Raw genomic sequence first — 16,834 nt, forward strand, 5'->3', positions numbered from 1 at the left:
GCATTTGTCAGCACACCGAATCCTCTGATCGAGATACACAAGTGATCGAAAATCTACGCAACATCGCCATCATTGCCCACGTTGACCATGGTAAGACCACCCTGGTAGACAAACTCCTGCGTCAATCCGGCACCCTGGAGCGCAACGAGCTCAACGACGAGCGCGTGATGGACTCCAACGACCAGGAAAAAGAGCGCGGCATTACCATCCTGGCGAAAAACACCGCCATCAACTGGAACGGCTACCACATCAACATCGTGGACACCCCGGGCCACGCCGACTTCGGCGGCGAAGTTGAGCGCGTAATGTCCATGGTCGACTCCGTGCTGCTGCTGGTCGACGCTCAAGACGGCCCTATGCCGCAAACCCGTTTCGTGACCAAGAAGGCTTTCGAAGCCGGCCTGCGTCCAATCGTGGTGATCAACAAGGTCGACCGTCCGGGCGCGCGTCCTGACTGGGTTCTGGACCAGATCTTCGACCTGTTCGACAACCTGGGCGCCACCGAAGAACAGCTGGACTTCAAAGTCGTCTACGCCTCGGCCCTGAACGGCATCGCCGGTCTGGACCACACCGAAATGGCCGAAGACATGACCCCGCTGTACCAGTCGATCGTCGACAACGTGCCAGCGCCAAGCGTTGACCGTGACGGTCCGTTCCAGATGCAGATCTCCGCTCTGGACTACAACAGCTTCCTGGGTGTGATCGGCGTTGGCCGTATCGCTCGCGGTCGCGTCAAGCCCAACACCCCGGTGGTGGCCATCGACGTCGACGGCAAGCGCCGCAACGGTCGTATCCTCAAGCTGATGGGCCACCACGGTCTGCACCGCGTAGACGTTGAAGAAGCCGCTGCCGGCGACATCGTCTGCATCAGCGGTTTCGACGAGCTGTTCATCTCCGACACCCTGTGCGACCCGACCGCTGTTGAAGCGATGAAGCCGCTGACCGTCGACGAGCCAACCGTTTCCATGACCTTCCAGGTCAACGACTCGCCATTCTGCGGTAAAGAAGGCAAGTTCGTGACCTCCCGTAACATCAAGGAGCGTCTGGACAAGGAGCTGCTGTACAACGTTGCTCTGCGTGTCGAAGAAGGCGACTCGGCCGACAAGTTCAAGGTTTCCGGCCGTGGTGAGCTGCACCTGTCGGTACTGATCGAAACCATGCGTCGCGAAGGTTTCGAAATGGGCGTTGGCCGTCCTGAAGTGATCATCCGTGAAGTTGACGGCGTGAAGCAGGAACCGTTCGAAAACGTCACCATCGACATCCCTGAAGATTCCCAGGGCAAGGTCATGGAAGAAATGGGCCTGCGTAAGGGCGACCTGAGCAACATGGTTCCGGATGGCAAGGGCCGTGTACGCCTGGAATACAACATTCCAGCCCGTGGTCTGATCGGTTTCCGTAACCAGTTCCTGACCCTGACCAACGGTGCAGGCATCCTGACCTCGATCTTCGATCGCTACGCTCCGATGAAGTCCGGCCACATGTCCGGCCGTCAGAACGGCGTACTGGTATCGGTAGAAACCGGCAAGGCCCTGACCTACTCCCTGGAAACCCTGCAGGCGCGCGGCAAGCTGTTCGTCGAGCACGGCCAGGAAATCTACAACGGTCAGATCGTTGGTCTGAACAGCCGTGACAACGACCTGGGTGTGAACCCAACCAAAGGCAAGAAGCTCGACAACATGCGTGCTTCGGGCAAGGACGAAACCATCGCCCTGGTTCCACCGGTCCGTTTCACCCTGGAACAGGCTCTGGAATTCATCCAGGACGACGAGCTGTGTGAAGTGACTCCTAAGTCCATCCGTCTTCGCAAGAAGATCCTGGACGAAGGCGAGCGTACTCGCGCTGCCAAGAAAGCCAAGAACTGAGTCTTTAGTTCCGGCTGAATGAAAACGCCCCCGGCCTTGCGGCCGGGGGCGTTTTTTTTGATCTGTGAAAAAGCTCGGGTCCTGTCGCCGCTGCCGAGCCTGCGAGGCTGCGCTCGACCGCGTAGCGGTCGTAAAACGGTGTATCTGAAACTCTGCAGTGGCCCGTACTGCGGCGGCTTTGCAGCCGTTCGCAGCCTCGCCAAGGCTCGGCAGCGGCTACAGGGCGGCAGGGTTACATGGGGAACGGGGTTGCAGGCGCAGGCCGGGGCTCAGAAGCGTTCCAGGGTCCGGCTGCTGGTATTGGTCGGGCGCACCTGAGGCTTGGGCTTGTAGGCGCAATAACCCGGGCGCGGGCCGATCTTCGGATGGTTGCGGCAGGTGTCCGGGCGCTTGTCATAAATGGTGCACAGGCGGCTTTTACGATCCAGATACAGGCAGTCGTTGTTGCTCATGCGCTGCAGGGTGAAGATTTCCGACTTCTGGTTGTAGCGCTCGACGATGCCTTCCTTCTGCAGGCGCTTGGCGATGTTCTTCGCCGGCTCGCCGCGTTCGAATTCATCGACGATGCCGATGCGGATCAGGTCCTTGATCTTCACTTCCACCGGCAGTGTGCAGCAGCTGGACATGCAGGAGCCGCACATGGGGGCGGTGTACTTGGCCCAGGTATCGAGACGATCGATTTCCGCGGCGGCGATCAGGTTGGACTTCATCAAGGTCATTTCCGGCAGGTGTTCCAGGGCGCGCGATCATACCGGGACTGGTGGATTTTTGAACGACTTTAGGTCGGATTTTTCTTCATGTGGCGCCGAACAATACCTGGCGGCACGGCAACTGCATCCTTTTCTCCCGCTGGCGCAGAAGACTCCCTGTTTAGCCGAGCCATTTGAAATAGCGCCGAACCAGAGCCTTCGCCTCGTGTCAGACCGACTAGGCTCAGACAATTCCATGCTCACTGTGTATCTCGTCAGAGGTCGTATCGATGACTCAGGAACCCCTTGTTCGCGACGCTGAGGTGGCCGCTTTTCGCGAAGCCGTCTTGACCAAACTCACCTACGCGGTAGGCAAAGACCCGGATCACGCCTTCGACCACGACTGGTTCGAAGCCATTGCCCTGGCCGCGCGGGACCACATGGTCGACCACTGGATGGATCACACGCGGCAGATCTACCGCAAGGGCCAGAAGCGGGTGTACTACCTGTCCCTGGAGTTCCTTATCGGCCGCCTGCTGTTCGACAGCCTGAGCAACCTCGGGCTGCTGGAGGTGGCCCGCGAGGCCCTCACCGACCTGGGGGTGGACCTGGAGCGCATCCGCCTGCTGGAGCCCGATGCGGCTTTGGGCAACGGTGGCCTGGGGCGCCTGGCGGCGTGCTTCATGGAAAGCATGTCGACCCTGGGCATCGCCGGCCACGGCTACGGCATCCGCTACGAACACGGCCTGTTCCGCCAGGCCATCGTCGATGGCTGGCAGCAGGAGCAGACCGAGCACTGGCTGGATTTCGGCAACCCCTGGGAGTTCGAGCGCCCCGAGGTGATCTACTCCATCGGCTTTGGCGGCAGTGTCGACACCGTGACCGACGAGGCGGGCAACACCCGGCAGGTCTGGTGGCCGGCGGAAACGGTGCGCGCGGTGGCCTACGACACCCCGGTGGTGGGCTGGCGCGGGGCCAGCGTCAACACCTTGCGCCTGTGGCGGGCACGGGCCATGGAAGACCTGCACCTGGAGCGCTTCAATGCCGGTGACCACCTGGGCGCGGTAGCCGAAGTGGCCCGGGCCGAGAGCATTTCCCGGGTGCTGTACCCGGCCGACAGCACCGAGGCCGGCCAGGAGCTGCGCCTGCGCCAGGAATATTTCTTCGTCTCGGCGTCGCTGCAGGACCTGCTGCGCCGCCACAAGAACATGCACGACTCGGTGCTCAGCCTCGGCGAGCACGCGGCGATCCAGCTCAATGACACCCACCCGTCGATCGCCGTGGCCGAGCTGATGCGCCAACTGGTCGACCTGCACGGCATCGCCTGGGACGCGGCGTGGCAGATCACCGTGGAAACCCTCTCCTACACCAACCACACCTTGCTGCCCGAAGCCCTGGAAACCTGGCCGGTGGGCCTGATGGAGCGCATGCTGCCGCGGCACATGCAGATCATCTACCTGATCAACGCCCAGCACATCGACTCGCTGCGGGCCAAGGGCCTGCACGATTTCGACGTGCTGCGGGCGGTGTCGCTGATCGAGGAAGACAACGGCCGCCGGGTGCGCATGGGCAACCTGGCGTTTCTCGGCTCCCACAGCGTCAACGGCGTGTCCGGGCTGCACACCCAGTTGATGCGCAGCACGGTGTTCTCCGAGCTGCACAAGCTGTACCCCGAGCGCATCAACAACAAGACCAACGGCATCACCTTCCGCCGCTGGCTGTACCAGGCCAACCCGCAACTCACTGAAATGCTGGTGGAGGCCCTGGGCCCCGAGCTGCTGGACAGCCCCGAGGAACTGCTCAGGGGGCTCGAACCCTTTGCCGAGAAACCGGCCTTTCGCAAACAGTTCGCCGAGCAGCGCCTGCACAGCAAGCGCGCCCTCGCGGCGATCATCCATGAGCGCCTGGGAATCGCGATCAATCCGGCGGCAATGTTCGATGTGCAGGTCAAGCGCATCCACGAATACAAGCGCCAGTTGCTCAACCTGTTGCACACCGTGGCGTTGTACCAGGCGATCCGCGCCGAGCCGGAAACCGACTGGGTGCCGCGGGTGAAGATCTTCGCCGGCAAGGCTGCCGCCAGCTATCACCAGGCCAAGCTGATCATCAAGCTGACCAACGACATCGCCCGTACGGTGAACAATGACCCCACGGTGCGCGGTTTGCTCAAGGTGGTGTTCTTGCCCAACTACAACGTCAGCCTGGCGGAAAGCATCATTCCTGCCGCCGACCTGTCGGAGCAGATCTCCACCGCCGGGTTCGAGGCCTCGGGCACCAGCAACATGAAGTTCGGCCTCAATGGCGCGTTGACCATCGGCACCCTGGACGGCGCCAACGTGGAGATGTGCGAGCAGGTCGGCGCGGAGCACATGTTCATCTTCGGCCTCAGTGCCCAGCAGGTGGAGGCGCGCAAACGCAATGGCGAGTTCAGCGCGGTGCCGGACATCGCCGCCTCCCATCGGCTGAACGATGTGCTGCAGGCGATTCGCGGCGGGGTGTTCTCCCCGGACGATCCGTCGCGCTATACCGCGCTGATCGATTCGCTGATCGATTACGACCGGTTCCTGGTCTGCGCCGATTTCGACGCTTACTGGAACGCCCAGGCTCGGGTCGAGGAGCGCTGGCACGACTCCAAGGAATGGTGGCGTTCGGCGGTGCTCAACACTGCGCGCATGGGCTGGTTCTCTTCGGACCGGACCATCCGTGAATACGCTACGGAGATCTGGAAGGCCCTGGAATGAGGCCCCTGAGAAAATTCTAGAAGTGTGTACAAGGCCCAGCGTTTGTTGGGCCTTGCCGATATACTGGGCAGCGTTTTGCCTCCCCGGCGGTGTCTTTTGGCTGGTGTCCGGCTTCCAAGCGGGGAGGGGCCTTTACCGGTTTGCCGGCGCGGGCACCCATACGGTTGCACCCGTCCGTCAATGGACTGCTTAGGGATATCGACACATGCAATGGATATTCATGCTGCTGGGAGGGGGACTGGGCTGGCTCCTTGACGAGTCCTTCAGCGACGCCCTGATTGGCGCGGTCTCGGGCTTGGCCATCGGCCTGGCGATTCGTTCCGACGCCTTGCATCGACAAGTTGTCGACCAGCATCGTGAGCTGGAGAAGGCAAAGAAGGCCCTCGCTACCCTGGGCCAGCGCCTTGCCCTGCTGGAAAGCACCGGCGGCCCCGCTGCCGAGCCCGCCTCAGAACCCCAGGCCAGCGCCCCGCTGGCCGAGGCAGGCAGCGGCATGAGCGCCGCGCCGGAACTTGCAGACCTTCCCGAATTCATTCTTGAGGAAGTCCAGCCCGTGGAGCCGGCGCCGGCTGCCCCCGAGCTGGTCTGGGAGTTGCCCGCGGCAGCGAGCCCTGCCGCCTCCGTGGAGGCCAGCCAGCCGGTGCCGGAGTCGGTGTGGCAACCCCAGCCCCAGGCGCCGGCCCGTGAGTCCGTAGCTGCGCCTCGGGAACCCAACCTGATCGAGCGCGCCCTGAGCGGCGCGCGCAACTGGCTGTTTGGCGGCAACACTGTGCTGCGGGTCGGCGTGGTGCTGTTGTTCCTTGGCCTGGCTTTCCTTCTGCGCTACGCCACCGAAGGCATGGTGGTGCCGCTGGAGCTGCGCTACGCCGGGGTTGCGGCCTGCTCCCTGGGCCTCCTGGGCCTGGGCTGGTGGTTGCGGCGGCGCAACAGCAACTACGCCCTGATGCTCCAGGGCACCGGTATCGCCGTGCTGTACCTGACGGTGTTCGCGGCGATGCGCCTGCATCCGTTGCTCGACCCTTCCGCGGCCCTTGGCCTGTTGGTGGCGGTCACGGTGTTTTCGGCGATCCTGGCCATTACCCAGGACGCCCTCAGTCTGGCGGCCGCTGCAGCCCTGGGCGGCTTTGCCGCACCGATCCTGACGTCCACCGGCGCCGGCAGCCATGTGGCACTGTTCAGTTACTTCGCCCTGCTCAATGCCGGCATCCTGGCCATTGCCTGGTTCAAGGCCTGGCGCCTGCTGAACCTGATCGGCTTTGTCGGCACCTTCGGTATCGGCTTTGCCTGGGGCCTGCGCTCCTACACGCCGGAGCTGCTGTGGAGCACCGAGCCCTTCCTGATCCTGTTCTTTGTCATGTACCTGGCCATCGGCCTGCTGTTCACCCGGCGCAAGCTGCTGGAAATGCCCGACGCACCGGCGGATGACAGCCGCCAGGCGCTGCTGCACTGGTCTGCGCGCAAGGGTGACTACGTCGACGGCAGCATGCTCTTCGGCCCGCCCCTGGTGGGCTTCGGCCTGCAACTGGCGCTGGTCCAGCACCTGGAGTTCGCCGCTTCCTTCAGTGCCCTGGCCCTGGGCCTGACCTACATGGTCCTGGCCCGGCTACTGATGGGCGGCCGCGCCCTGTTGCTGGGTGAAACCTGCCTGGCCCTGGGCGTGATCTTCGCCAGCCTGGCGATCCCTCTAGGCCTGGATGCGCGCTGGACCTGCGCTGCCTGGGCCGTGGAAGGGGCAGGAATCTTCTGGCTCGGCCTGCGCCAGCAACGGCCGCTGGCCCGGGCGTTCGCCCTGCTGCTGCAACTGGGGTCGGCCCTGGCCTTCCTCAGTAAGCTGCAGCCTGGCGCTACCAGCCTGCTGGATGGCGCGCCGCTGGGGGCGTTGCTGCTGGGCGTCGCTCTGCTGTTCAGCTTCGACCAGTTGCGGCGGGCGCAGAAGACCCAGGTAGCGAGCTGGGAGCAGGGCATTGCGCCGATCCTGGCGGTGGCCGGGCTGGCTTTCCTGTACCTGCTGGCGCCGTTGTACCTGTTCACCCAGGGCACCGCCATCAGCTGGGCGGTGGCCGGGTTGGCGACGCTGTTTGTCGGCCTGCGCCTGCAATCGCGGACGTTCCTGTTCACCGCCTTCGCCGTGCAGCTGTTGGGCGGTGCGCTGTTCCTGATGCGCCTGCAAGGTGCGGACGGCGATGCCGGTGCGGTGTTCAACGCCGGCTGGAGCGGGCTGATGAGCGCTTCGCTGATTGGCCTGGCGCTGATCGGCGGCATGCTCCTGGCAGCCCGCAATGACATGGTGCGCAGCGATCCGCGGCTGCTGCGGGGCTTGTCCCTGGTACTGCTGGCCGGCCTGATGATGATCAACCTGGCGGTGCTGTTCGTCCTACCCTGGAGCACGGCCAGTGGCGTCTGGGCCGCCAGTGGCCTGCTGATCATCTGGCTCAGCCTGTATCTGCAGCAGCGGGCCAGCTTTGTCTTCGGCCTGGTGCTCCAGGTGATTGGCGGCAGCACTTTCCTGCTGGCCGGTTCGGGTTGGTATTTCGTCGCGGCGGACGCTGCGCGGCCTCTGGCCAATGGCGATTTCTGGACGCCGATGGTCCTGGCCCTGGCGGCCCTGGTGGGCGCCTGGCGCCTGCAGCGGGGCAACCATGGTTCGGCCTTCGATACCTTGAGCCTGGGCCATCTGTCCGATCTGTTGCTGGCCTGGGGCGCCTGCTGGTGGGCCTTTACCTGGCTCAAGGAAGTGCTGCGCTTCGCCCCGGCCCATTGGCAGGCCAACCTGCTGTTGCTGATCAGCGCGGCTAGCGTGTTGCTCTGGGCGCTGCTGGCGGTACGTTTGAAATGGTCGTCCCTGGGCCTGTTGTGCAGCCTGTTGATACCGGCCGCGGGCCTGGTGCTCCTGGCTTCCTGGGCTCCGCGCTATCACCCGGCGGCGGATTTCGGCTGGCTGGCCTGGGCCCTGTTGTTCGCCGTGCACTTCTTCAGTCAGCGGCGCCTGGTGTCGCAGCTGCCGGCACGGGTGGCGAGCATCGCCCATGTGCTGGGCTGCTGGTTGCTGATCGGCGTGCTGGCGCTGGAGCTGCGTTATGGCCTGCTGCTGTTGTCGGAGCAGTACAACGCCTGGCGCTGGCTGGGCTGGGCGATCCTGCCGAGCCTGTACCTGGTGGCGATGGCCGCGCCGCGCGCCTGGCCGTGGCCGGTTTCTGCCCATTCCCGCGAGTACCGCCTGTATGCCGCGCTGCCCCTGGCGGTGCTGATGCTCGGCTGGTTCTGGCTGGCGAATATCTTCAGCGATGGCCGGGCCGAACCACTGCCTTACCTGCCGCTGCTCAACCCGCTGGAACTGGGGCTGCTGTTCGCGCTGTTCGGCGTCTATGTCTGGTCGCGCAGCGCGGTGCGGGAACTGGCGATCCGTGCCGACTACGCCGAGCGTGCCACGCAACTGGTGGCGGGGCTGTCGCTGTTCGCCTTCTTCACCGTGCTGGTGATGCGGGCGGCCCACCATTGGAGCGGCGTGCCGTTCCAGGCGGATGCGTTGCTGGAATCGATGATGGTCCAGGCCGGGCTGTCCATCGTCTGGACCCTGATTGCCCTGAGCCTGATGATCGGCGGCCACCTGCGTCATCGCCGTGAAGTCTGGCTGATCGGCGCAGTGCTGATTGCCGTGGTGGTGGCCAAGCTGTTCCTGGTGGAGTTGAGCAACCGTGGCGGGCTGGCGCGGATCGTCTCGTTCATCGGGGTGGGAGTATTGCTGCTGGTGGTGGGCTATTTCGCCCCATTGCCGCCCAAGCGCGCCGAGGCGCAAGCCGAGCCTGGCAAACCGTTGAATGAAGGAGTGTCATCGTGAGTGTGAAGCTGAGCCTGGGCTGGTTGGGGGCTGTGGGCCTGTGTGTGGCGTTGTCCGCCGTGGCCCAGGACAAACCGGGGGACTTCAAGTCCCTGGCACCCCTGAGCCTGAGCGGCGAGGGGCCCTGGTATCGCCTGGAACTGCCGTTGGCGGTGCAACTGCACGCCAGCCAGACCGACCTGCGGGATATCCGTGTGTTCAACGCTGCCGGTGAGCCCCAGGCCTATGCCCTGGCGCGCCAGCAGGCGCAGACCACCGAGCAGCACACGCTCAGCGATGTGAAGTGGTTCCCGTTGTACAGCTCGGCAGATGCCGCCGACAGCACCCCCAGCGTGCGGGTGCAATCCACCACCAATGGCACGCTGGTGGAGGTTCAGCCCTCCACTCAACTGGAGGCCGGCGAGGAGGTCCTGCGTGGCTGGTTGCTGGATGCCAGCGCAATCAAGGCACCGTTGCAGCAACTGGTGCTGGACTGGACCAGCGAACGCGACGGCTTCCAGCGGTTCAGCATCGAAGCCAGCGACGACCTGCAGCACTGGCAGCCCTGGGGCGAAGGCCAGGTGGCGCGCCTGTCGTTCGCCGACGAACGGGTCGAACAGCATGAAGTGGCCTTGCCCGGGCAGACGGCGCGCTACCTGCGCCTGTTATGGAACACCCCGCAAACGGCGCCGGTGCTGACTTCGGCGCAATTGCAAAGCAGTACCACCAGCAGCCTGCCATCGCCGCTGGTGTGGTCGCAGCCCCTGAAGGGCAGCAGTGCCAAGGCCGGCGAGTACACCTGGCAGCTGCCTATGGGTTTGAACCTGGAACGGGTGCGCATTGCCCTGACCCAGGCCAACAGCCTGGCTCCGGCCACGCTTTATGGGCGCCGAGAAAGCAGCCTGCCGTGGCAGCCACTGGGCAATGGCCTGCTGTACCGCCTGACCCAGAATGGCCAGGACGTACAGCAGAACGAACTGCAACTGCCGGGGCAGACCGTGCAGCAACTCAGGCTGGTGGTGGATGAACGTGGTGGCGGCCTGGGCGCCGAGGCCCCGAGCCTGGAGTTCGCCGTGCGTGGCACCCAACTGGTGTTCCTGGCTCGGGGAGCCGGCCCTTACACCCTGGCCCTGGGCAACCCCACCGCGAGCGCGGCCAACCTGCCGCTGGCGACCCTGATCCCCGACTACAGTGCGCAACGCCTCAAGCAGTTGGGCCAGGCCAAGGTCGAGGGTGCGGCGCAACTGGCCTCGGCCACTGTCGCTCCTGCCGCTGCCGTGGCGGCAGGCGGGCCGGACTGGAAGAAGATCGGCCTGTGGGCCGTATTGCTTCTCGGGGTGCTGGCCCTGGCCGGCATGGCCTTCAGCATGTTGCGCAAACCCGCGGCCTGAGGCGGGCAGGTGTGGCGAGGGACCAAGCTCCCTCGCCACCAAGGTCCATCGTGCCCGGGGTTTTTGACTACGCTGGAACCGGCGCCTGAACTCTAACTGGCGGTTCCCTGTCTGAGAGGAGGAAATGCGCCTCGACTCGCGTTAAACTGCGCGGGTTTTTAGCCCCCCATTCCTCCGGAGCCTTCCATGTCCCGCGTTACCCTGAGTCGCTATTTGATTGAGCAGACCCGCAGCAACAACACTCCTGCCGATCTGCGCTTCCTGATCGAAGTGGTGGCGCGTGCTTGCAAGGAGATCAGCCACGCCGTTTCCAAGGGCGCCCTGGGCGGTGTCCTGGGCAGCATGGGCACGGAAAACGTGCAGGGCGAAGTGCAGAAGAAGCTCGACGTGATCTCCAACGAGATCCTGCTCGAAGCCAACGAATGGGGCGGCCACCTGGCCGGCATGGCGTCCGAGGAAATGGACAATGCCTACCAGATCCCGGGCAAGTACCCCAAAGGCGCCTACCTGCTGGTATTCGACCCGCTGGACGGCTCCTCGAACATCGATATCAACGCACCGGTCGGCACCATTTTCTCGGTACTGCGCTGCCCGAACGAGTACCTGAGCCAGAACGAAGCCCTGAATGAAAAGGCCTTCCTGCAGCCGGGCACCCAGCAGGTCGCCGCCGGTTACGCCATCTACGGCCCGCAGACCATGCTGGTGCTGACCCTGGGCGACGGCGTCAAAGGCTTCACCCTGGACCGCGAAATGGGCAGCTTCGTCCTGACCCACGAAGACATCAAGATTCCGGAATCCACCCAGGAATTCGCCATCAACATGTCCAACGAGCGTCACTGGGAAGCCCCGGTCAAGCGCTACGTGGAAGAACTGCTGGCGGGCGACACCGGCCCGCTGAAAAAGAACTACAACATGCGCTGGGTCGCGGCGATGGTGGCTGACGTGCACCGTATCCTGACCCGGGGCGGCCTGTTCATGTACCCACGGGACAGCCGCGAGCCGGAAAAACCGGGCAAGCTGCGCCTGATGTACGAAGCCAACCCGATGTCGTTCCTGGTGGAACAGGCCGGCGGCGCGTCCACCGATGGTCACAAGCGCATTCTCGACATTCAGCCTGAAGGCCTGCACCAGCGTGTGGCGGTGTTCCTCGGCTCGAAGGAAGAAGTGGCCCGCGTGACCGGCTACCACAAGGAATAAACCATGAGCGCGCCCTGGCAGCCTCTGCTTGATTGGTGGTTCGGTTCAGCCGAAAAGCCGGCGGAGATTGTCGCTGCCAAGGGCCGGTTGTGGTTCGGCAAGCGCGACAGCCAGGACCTCGAAGCGCGTCAGCGTTTCGCCGGCCTGGTGGAGCAGGCCCTGGCTGGCGGTTTGACCGAATGGGCGCAAAGCCCCCAAGGTTGGCTGGCCATGGTGCTGTTGCTCGACCAACTGCCACGGATGATCTATCGCGACACTCCCAAGGCATTTGCCGGCGACCTGCGTGCCCAGGCACTGGTGGCCCAGGGTATCGCCGCGGATTTTGACCGGCGCCTGCCGGCCATGCAGCGCTGCTTCATCTACCTGGTGTTTGAGCACTGCGAAAACCTGGCGGTGCAGAACGAGAGCGTTTCACGCTTTACCGCCCTGCACGATGAACAGCCAGCGGACGAGCGTGCAGTGTTTGCCGACAACCTGGACTACGCCGAACGGCACCAGAAAGTCATTGCCCGCTTTGGGCGCTTCCCCCATCGCAATGCCATCCTGGGCCGCGAATCCACGGCCGAGGAACTGGCTTTCCTGCGCGAGCCCGGTTCGCGTTTTTAAGGGCACTTTCGTCGGCAAGCCGGCGAAGCTGTTACTCAGATTCGGAAACTGCCCACCAGATGCTGCAGGCGCTTGGCCTGCTGCTCCAGGTCGGCGCAGGCGCGCAAGGTGGCCTGGAGGTTTTCCACGCCTTCCTGGTTGAGGGTGTTGATCTCGGTGATGTCGACGTTGATCGACTCCACCACGGCGGTCTGCTCCTCGGTGGCGGTGGCCACCGACTGGTTCATGCCGTCGATCTCGCCGATGCGCTGGGTCACGCTGCCCAGGCGCTCGCCGGCCTGGTTGGCAATGCCCACGCTGTTCTCGCTCTCGCGCTGGCTTTCGGTCATGGTGCCCACCGCTTCACGGGCGCCTACCTGCAGTTCCTCGATCATCTTCTGCACTTGCTGCGCCGAATCCTGGGTGCGGTGGGCGAGGTTGCGCACTTCGTCCGCTACCACTGCGAAGCCGCGGCCGGCTTCACCGGCGCGGGCGGCTTCGATGGCGGCGTTGAGGGCCAGCAGGTTGGTCTGCTGGGAGATGCTGGTGATCACTTCCAGAATCTGCCCGATGTTCACCGTGCTGCTGTTGAGGGTTTCGATGTTGTCGCAGGAACTGCTGATCTTGGCCGACAGCTGGTGCATCGCGGCGATGGTCTTGTCCACTACCTGCTGGCCGTCTTCCGCCAGGCTGCGGGCGTCGCTGGAGTGCTGCGAGGCCAGGGCTGCGTTCTGGGCGATTTCCTGGGCGGCGGCGCCCAGCTGGTTGATGGCTGCGGCCACGCTGCTGGTGCGCGAGGCCTGCTGGTCGGAGTTGAACATCGACGAATTGGAGGCAGCCACGACCCGCAGGGCCACTTCGTTGACCTGGCCGGTGGCCGAGGACACTTCGCGGATCGAGCTGTGGATGCGTTCGACGAAACGGTTGAACGACACTCCCAGGGTGCCGAATTCGTCGTGGCCGTGGATCACCAGGCGTTTGGTCAGGTCGCCTTCACCTTCGGCGATATCGTGCATGGCCCGGCCCATCAGGTGCAGGGGCTGCATCAGCATGCGGATCAGCATGCCCAGCAGGCTGATGATGATCACCACGGCAATGGCCATGGCGATGATGGCCGAGGTGCGGAACTCGCTGAGCATGGCGAAGGCGGTGTCCTGGTCCAGGACCAGGGCCACGTACCAATCGGCCGAGGGCACGCCATTGACGTGGGTGAAGGAAATGAACTGGGTCTTGCCGCCCTGCTGTACTTCTTTCAGGCCCGGGCTGACGTTCGGCGCTGCGTTGGGGTAGGCCTCGCTCAGGTTCTTGAGCACCAGCTTGCTGTCAGGGTGGATGAGGATCTTGCCCTCGGCACTGACGATGAAGGCATGGCCGTGACCGCCGAAGTTCAGTGAGTTGATGATGGCGCTGACGCTCGACAGGTCGATGTCGGCACCGGCCACACCGATCATCTGGTTCTGGTGCTGTACCGGGGTGGCGACGGTGATCACCAGCTTGCCCGACGAGGCGGCGATGTAGGGTTCGGTGACGATGGTCCGCTGGGCGCCGGTGGCTGCCTTGTACCAGCCGCGGGCACGGGGGTCGTAATCGGCGGCGCGGTTGCCGGCCGGTACCGAGAACATCACGCCGTCCTGGCCCCCGAAGTAGCTGAGCTGGAAGTTGCCGGTGTAGGCGGGCAGGCCGACGCTGCGTTTCAGGCTATCGGCGCCGCTGCCGTCCACGGCGATCTGCTGGGCCAGGGTTTGCAGGAGCTGGATGCGGCTCTCCAGCCAGGTCTGGATGTTGCTGGTGGTCAGGCTGCCCAGTTCCTGCATCGAGGCTTCGGTGCTGCTGCGCAGGGCCTCTCGCTGTCGATAGTCGTTGAACAGAATAAAACAGGCGAACGCAACGGCAACCACAAGGGCGGCGGCGAGCAGGATCTTGTGGCTGAACTTCATATTTCTGGTCATTAAATGAACTACCGCGAGGGGCTGGTCAACGAGGGGCGTCAATTTGCCACAGTGGAGGGCTTTGCGCTGCATCTTATGTCGACTGGCCACCACTGAAAATGAGGGGCAGATACACAAAGCCGACGAACTGTCAGGTGCGGCAAAAAGGTCCTTGATTTACGAGGCAATTGCCCGGTTTGCCAGGCAAGAAATACCCGTCTCCCCGGGGAACCAGAAGGGGGTTTTCTCTTCTAAGCTTCTGGTTGGCTGACAGGCCTTCCCCCTTTTGTTCAGGAGTTCACCATGTCCCTGCGTTCTCTCGCTCTGTTGTCGTTCTGCGTGCTGCTGGCCGCGTGCAGCAAGGTCAATCAGGAAAACTATTCCAAGCTGTCGGCGGGTATGCCCAAGGCCGAGGTCGAACAACTCCTGGGCAAGCCGACTGACTGTTCGGGCGCGCTGGGCATGTCCAGCTGCACCTGGGGTGACAAGAACAGCTTTATCAGCGTGCAGTACGCCGGTGACAAGGTTCTGATGTTTTCCGGGCAAGGCCTGAAGTAAAAAAACCGGGGCTTCGGGCCCACGGGAGAAAAATAATGATGCGTTTTGCTGTCACTCTTCTGGTCGGCCTGCTCTTGGCCGGCTGCGCCACGTCCCGGGACGATTCGCTGGCGCCCAAGACCGTCAACCACGTCGATCTCAAGCGTTATCAGGGCACCTGGTACGAGCTGGCGCGGTTGCCCATGTACTTCCAGCGCAACTGTGCGCAATCCGAGGCTCGCTATACCCTGCTGCCGGAGGGCAACGTGGCGGTGCTCAATCGCTGCCTGACGCCGGAATGGAAATGGGAAGAGGCCCGTGGTACGGCCACGCCTCAAGTGCCGGGCAAGACCGACAAGCTGTGGGTGGAGTTCGATAACTGGTTCTCGCGGCTGCTGCCGGGCGCTACCAAGGGCGACTACTGGGTGTTGTACGTCAGCGATGACTACAAGACCGCGATTGTCGGCAACCCGAACCGCCGTTACCTGTGGCTGCTGTCGCGGACCAAGGAGGTCAACGAAACGGTGCGCGAGGAGCTGCTGAGCAAGGCTCGCCAGCAGGGGTATGACACCACGCGGCTGATCTGGCGGGTGTCGGACTCGGCCATGGCCAAGACCTCGAAATAAGCTCATCCGCAGGAGCCGGCTGGCCGGCGAAGGCGCTCGTGAGAATGCTTTCGCCGGCCAGCCGGCTCCTACAGGTCGGGGTTAGTTGAGCAGGTCACGCAGGACCTGGGTGAAGGCCCGGCTGCTGTCTTCTTCGGCGGCGTGACGCCCGTCGCGCACGACCCACTGCCCACCCACCATCACATCGCGCACCTGACGGTCGCCGCCGGCGAACAGCCAGCGGTTGAGAATCCCGTCGCCGTCGGCGGTGGCCAGGTAGGGGTCGTTGCCATCCAGCACCAGCCAGTCGGCGCGGGTACCCACGGCCAGGGCGCCAATGCCTTGTCCCAGGGCCTGGGCCCCGCCATCCAGCGCGGCGTCGTACAGGGTCCGGCCGACCATGGGCTGGTCGGCGCGGTACAGGCGGTTGCGGCGCTGGTCCCGCAGGCGCTGGCCGTACTCCAGCCAGCGCAGTTCTTCCACCACGCTCAAGGACACATGGCTGTCGGAGCCGATGCCCAGGCGCCCGCCCTGGGCCAGGAAGTCCACCGCCGGGAAAATACCGTCGCCCAGGTTGGCCTCGGTGGTCAGGCACAGGCCGGCGATGGCCCGGCTTCTGGCCATGAGGCTGACTTCCTCGGGGTTGGCGTGGGTGGCGTGGACCAGGCACCAGCGCTGATCCACCGCGACGTTTTCATACAGCCACTGCAATGGACGCCGGCCGCTCCAGCTCAGGCAGTCGTCGACTTCCTTCTGCTGCTCGGCGATGTGGATATGCACCGGGCAATGGCGATCACTGGCAGCCAGCACTTCGCTGATCTGCTGTGGCGTGACCGCTCGCAACGAGTGAAAGCACAGGCCCAGTTGCTGGTTGGCCTGCTGCGCCAGCAGCGGCTGCAAGTGCTGTTGCAGCTTGAGGTAGTTTTCGGTGCTGTTGATGAAGCGGCGCTGGCCGTCATTCGGTGCCTGGCCACCAAAGCCTGCGTGGCTGTAGAGCACTGGCAGCAGGGTCAGGCCGATACCGCTGCCGGCGGCGGCCTGGCTGATGCGGCGGGACAGTTCGGCGGGGTCGGCGTAGGGCTTGCCGTCGCTGTCGTGATGCACGTAGTGGAATTCAGCTACCGAGGTGTAGCCGGCCTTGAGCATTTCGATATACAGCTGCCGGGCGATGACTTCCAACTGCTCGGGATTGATCTTGCCCACCAGGCGGTACATCAGGTCGCGCCAGGTCCAGAAGCTGTCATTGGGGTTGCCGGCCACTTCCGCCAGCCCGGCCATGGCCCGCTGGAATGCATGGGAGTGCAGGTTGGGCATGCCCGGCAGCAGCGGGCCCTTGAGCCGTTCCGCGCCGTCTGCGCTGGCGTTGGCCTGGATCTGTGTCAGTTGGCCGTTAGCGCTGACTTCAAGGCGTACATGGTTGGCCCAGCCATCAGGCAGCAGTGCACGTTCGGCGAAAAAGGCGGACATGGTTCAAGCACCCTA

The 16,834-nt window shown here is 64.0% G+C and carries 11 protein-coding genes and 1 pseudogene; 8 read left to right on the forward strand and 4 right to left on the reverse strand.

Features of this window, described 5'->3' with window-relative positions; genetic code table 11:
• Positions 1–41: 41 nt before the first annotated feature.
• Complete coding sequence (gene typA, locus A9971_RS12475; RefSeq protein WP_019093868.1) at positions 42–1,862, forward strand: translational GTPase TypA; 1,821 nt, start codon at positions 42–44, stop codon at positions 1,860–1,862.
• 269 nt (positions 1,863–2,131) lie between these two features.
• Here typA and A9971_RS12480 read toward each other — a convergent pair whose 3' ends face one another.
• Entirely contained in the window at positions 2,132–2,572 is a 441-nt protein-coding gene (locus tag A9971_RS12480) for a YkgJ family cysteine cluster protein (protein WP_026020056.1), read from the reverse strand.
• 269 nt (positions 2,573–2,841) lie between these two features.
• On the opposite strand from A9971_RS12480, the gene A9971_RS12485 reads away from it, so the two are divergent.
• The 5 genes from A9971_RS12485 (at position 2,842) to A9971_RS12505 (ending at position 12,303) form a co-directional block, all read left to right on the forward strand.
• On the forward strand, positions 2,842–5,292 hold the full coding sequence (locus A9971_RS12485; protein WP_041115300.1) for a glycogen/starch/alpha-glucan phosphorylase: 2,451 nt from the start codon (positions 2,842–2,844) through the stop codon (positions 5,290–5,292).
• 205 nt (positions 5,293–5,497) lie between these two features.
• Entirely contained in the window at positions 5,498–9,130 is a 3,633-nt protein-coding gene (locus A9971_RS12490) for a DUF2339 domain-containing protein (RefSeq protein WP_183000663.1), read from the forward strand.
• Entirely contained in the window at positions 9,127–10,500 is a 1,374-nt protein-coding gene (locus A9971_RS12495) for a DUF3999 domain-containing protein (protein ID WP_011058767.1), read from the forward strand. Before A9971_RS12490 ends, A9971_RS12495 begins: the two co-directional genes overlap by 4 nt.
• Positions 10,501–10,686: 186 nt before the next feature.
• Complete coding sequence (locus A9971_RS12500) at positions 10,687–11,697, forward strand: class 1 fructose-bisphosphatase (protein ID WP_011058768.1); 1,011 nt, start codon at positions 10,687–10,689, stop codon at positions 11,695–11,697.
• Positions 11,698–11,700: 3 nt separating this feature from the next.
• Positions 11,701–12,303, forward strand: coding sequence for a DUF924 family protein (locus tag A9971_RS12505; protein ID WP_011058769.1), 603 nt, complete (start codon positions 11,701–11,703; stop codon positions 12,301–12,303).
• Positions 12,304–12,338: 35 nt separating this feature from the next.
• Here A9971_RS12505 and A9971_RS33135 read toward each other — a convergent pair whose 3' ends face one another.
• Both A9971_RS33135 and A9971_RS33140 read right to left on the reverse strand, forming a co-directional pair.
• Positions 12,339–13,103 (reverse strand): methyl-accepting chemotaxis protein, encoded by a 765-nt coding sequence (locus tag A9971_RS33135; protein ID WP_370059460.1) that lies wholly within the window; start codon positions 13,101–13,103, stop codon positions 12,339–12,341.
• A 93-nt stretch (positions 13,104–13,196) separates the two neighbouring features.
• Positions 13,197–14,303, reverse strand: a pseudogene (locus A9971_RS33140) (cache and HAMP domain-containing protein); the annotation flags it as partial.
• A gap of 210 nt (positions 14,304–14,513) precedes the next feature.
• On the opposite strand from A9971_RS33140, the gene A9971_RS12515 reads away from it, so the two are divergent.
• Positions 14,514–14,768 carry a hypothetical protein gene (locus A9971_RS12515; RefSeq protein WP_011058771.1) on the forward strand — a complete coding sequence of 85 codons (255 nt, stop codon included), beginning with the start codon at positions 14,514–14,516 and terminating at the stop codon, positions 14,766–14,768.
• A gap of 35 nt (positions 14,769–14,803) precedes the next feature.
• Entirely contained in the window at positions 14,804–15,373 is a 570-nt protein-coding gene (locus A9971_RS12520; RefSeq protein ID WP_011058772.1) for a lipocalin family protein, read from the forward strand.
• An 81-nt stretch (positions 15,374–15,454) separates the two neighbouring features.
• On the opposite strand, the gene A9971_RS12525 is transcribed toward A9971_RS12520, so the two are convergent.
• A complete protein-coding gene (locus A9971_RS12525; RefSeq protein ID WP_011058773.1) occupies positions 15,455–16,819 on the reverse strand; it encodes a formimidoylglutamate deiminase in 1,365 nt (454 codons plus the stop codon).
• Positions 16,820–16,834 lie beyond the last annotated feature (15 nt).

The sequence above is a fragment of the Pseudomonas sp. UME65 genome, assembly GCF_014170225.1.
In the GTDB taxonomy this organism is placed as follows: domain Bacteria; phylum Pseudomonadota; class Gammaproteobacteria; order Pseudomonadales; family Pseudomonadaceae; genus Aquipseudomonas; species Aquipseudomonas protegens.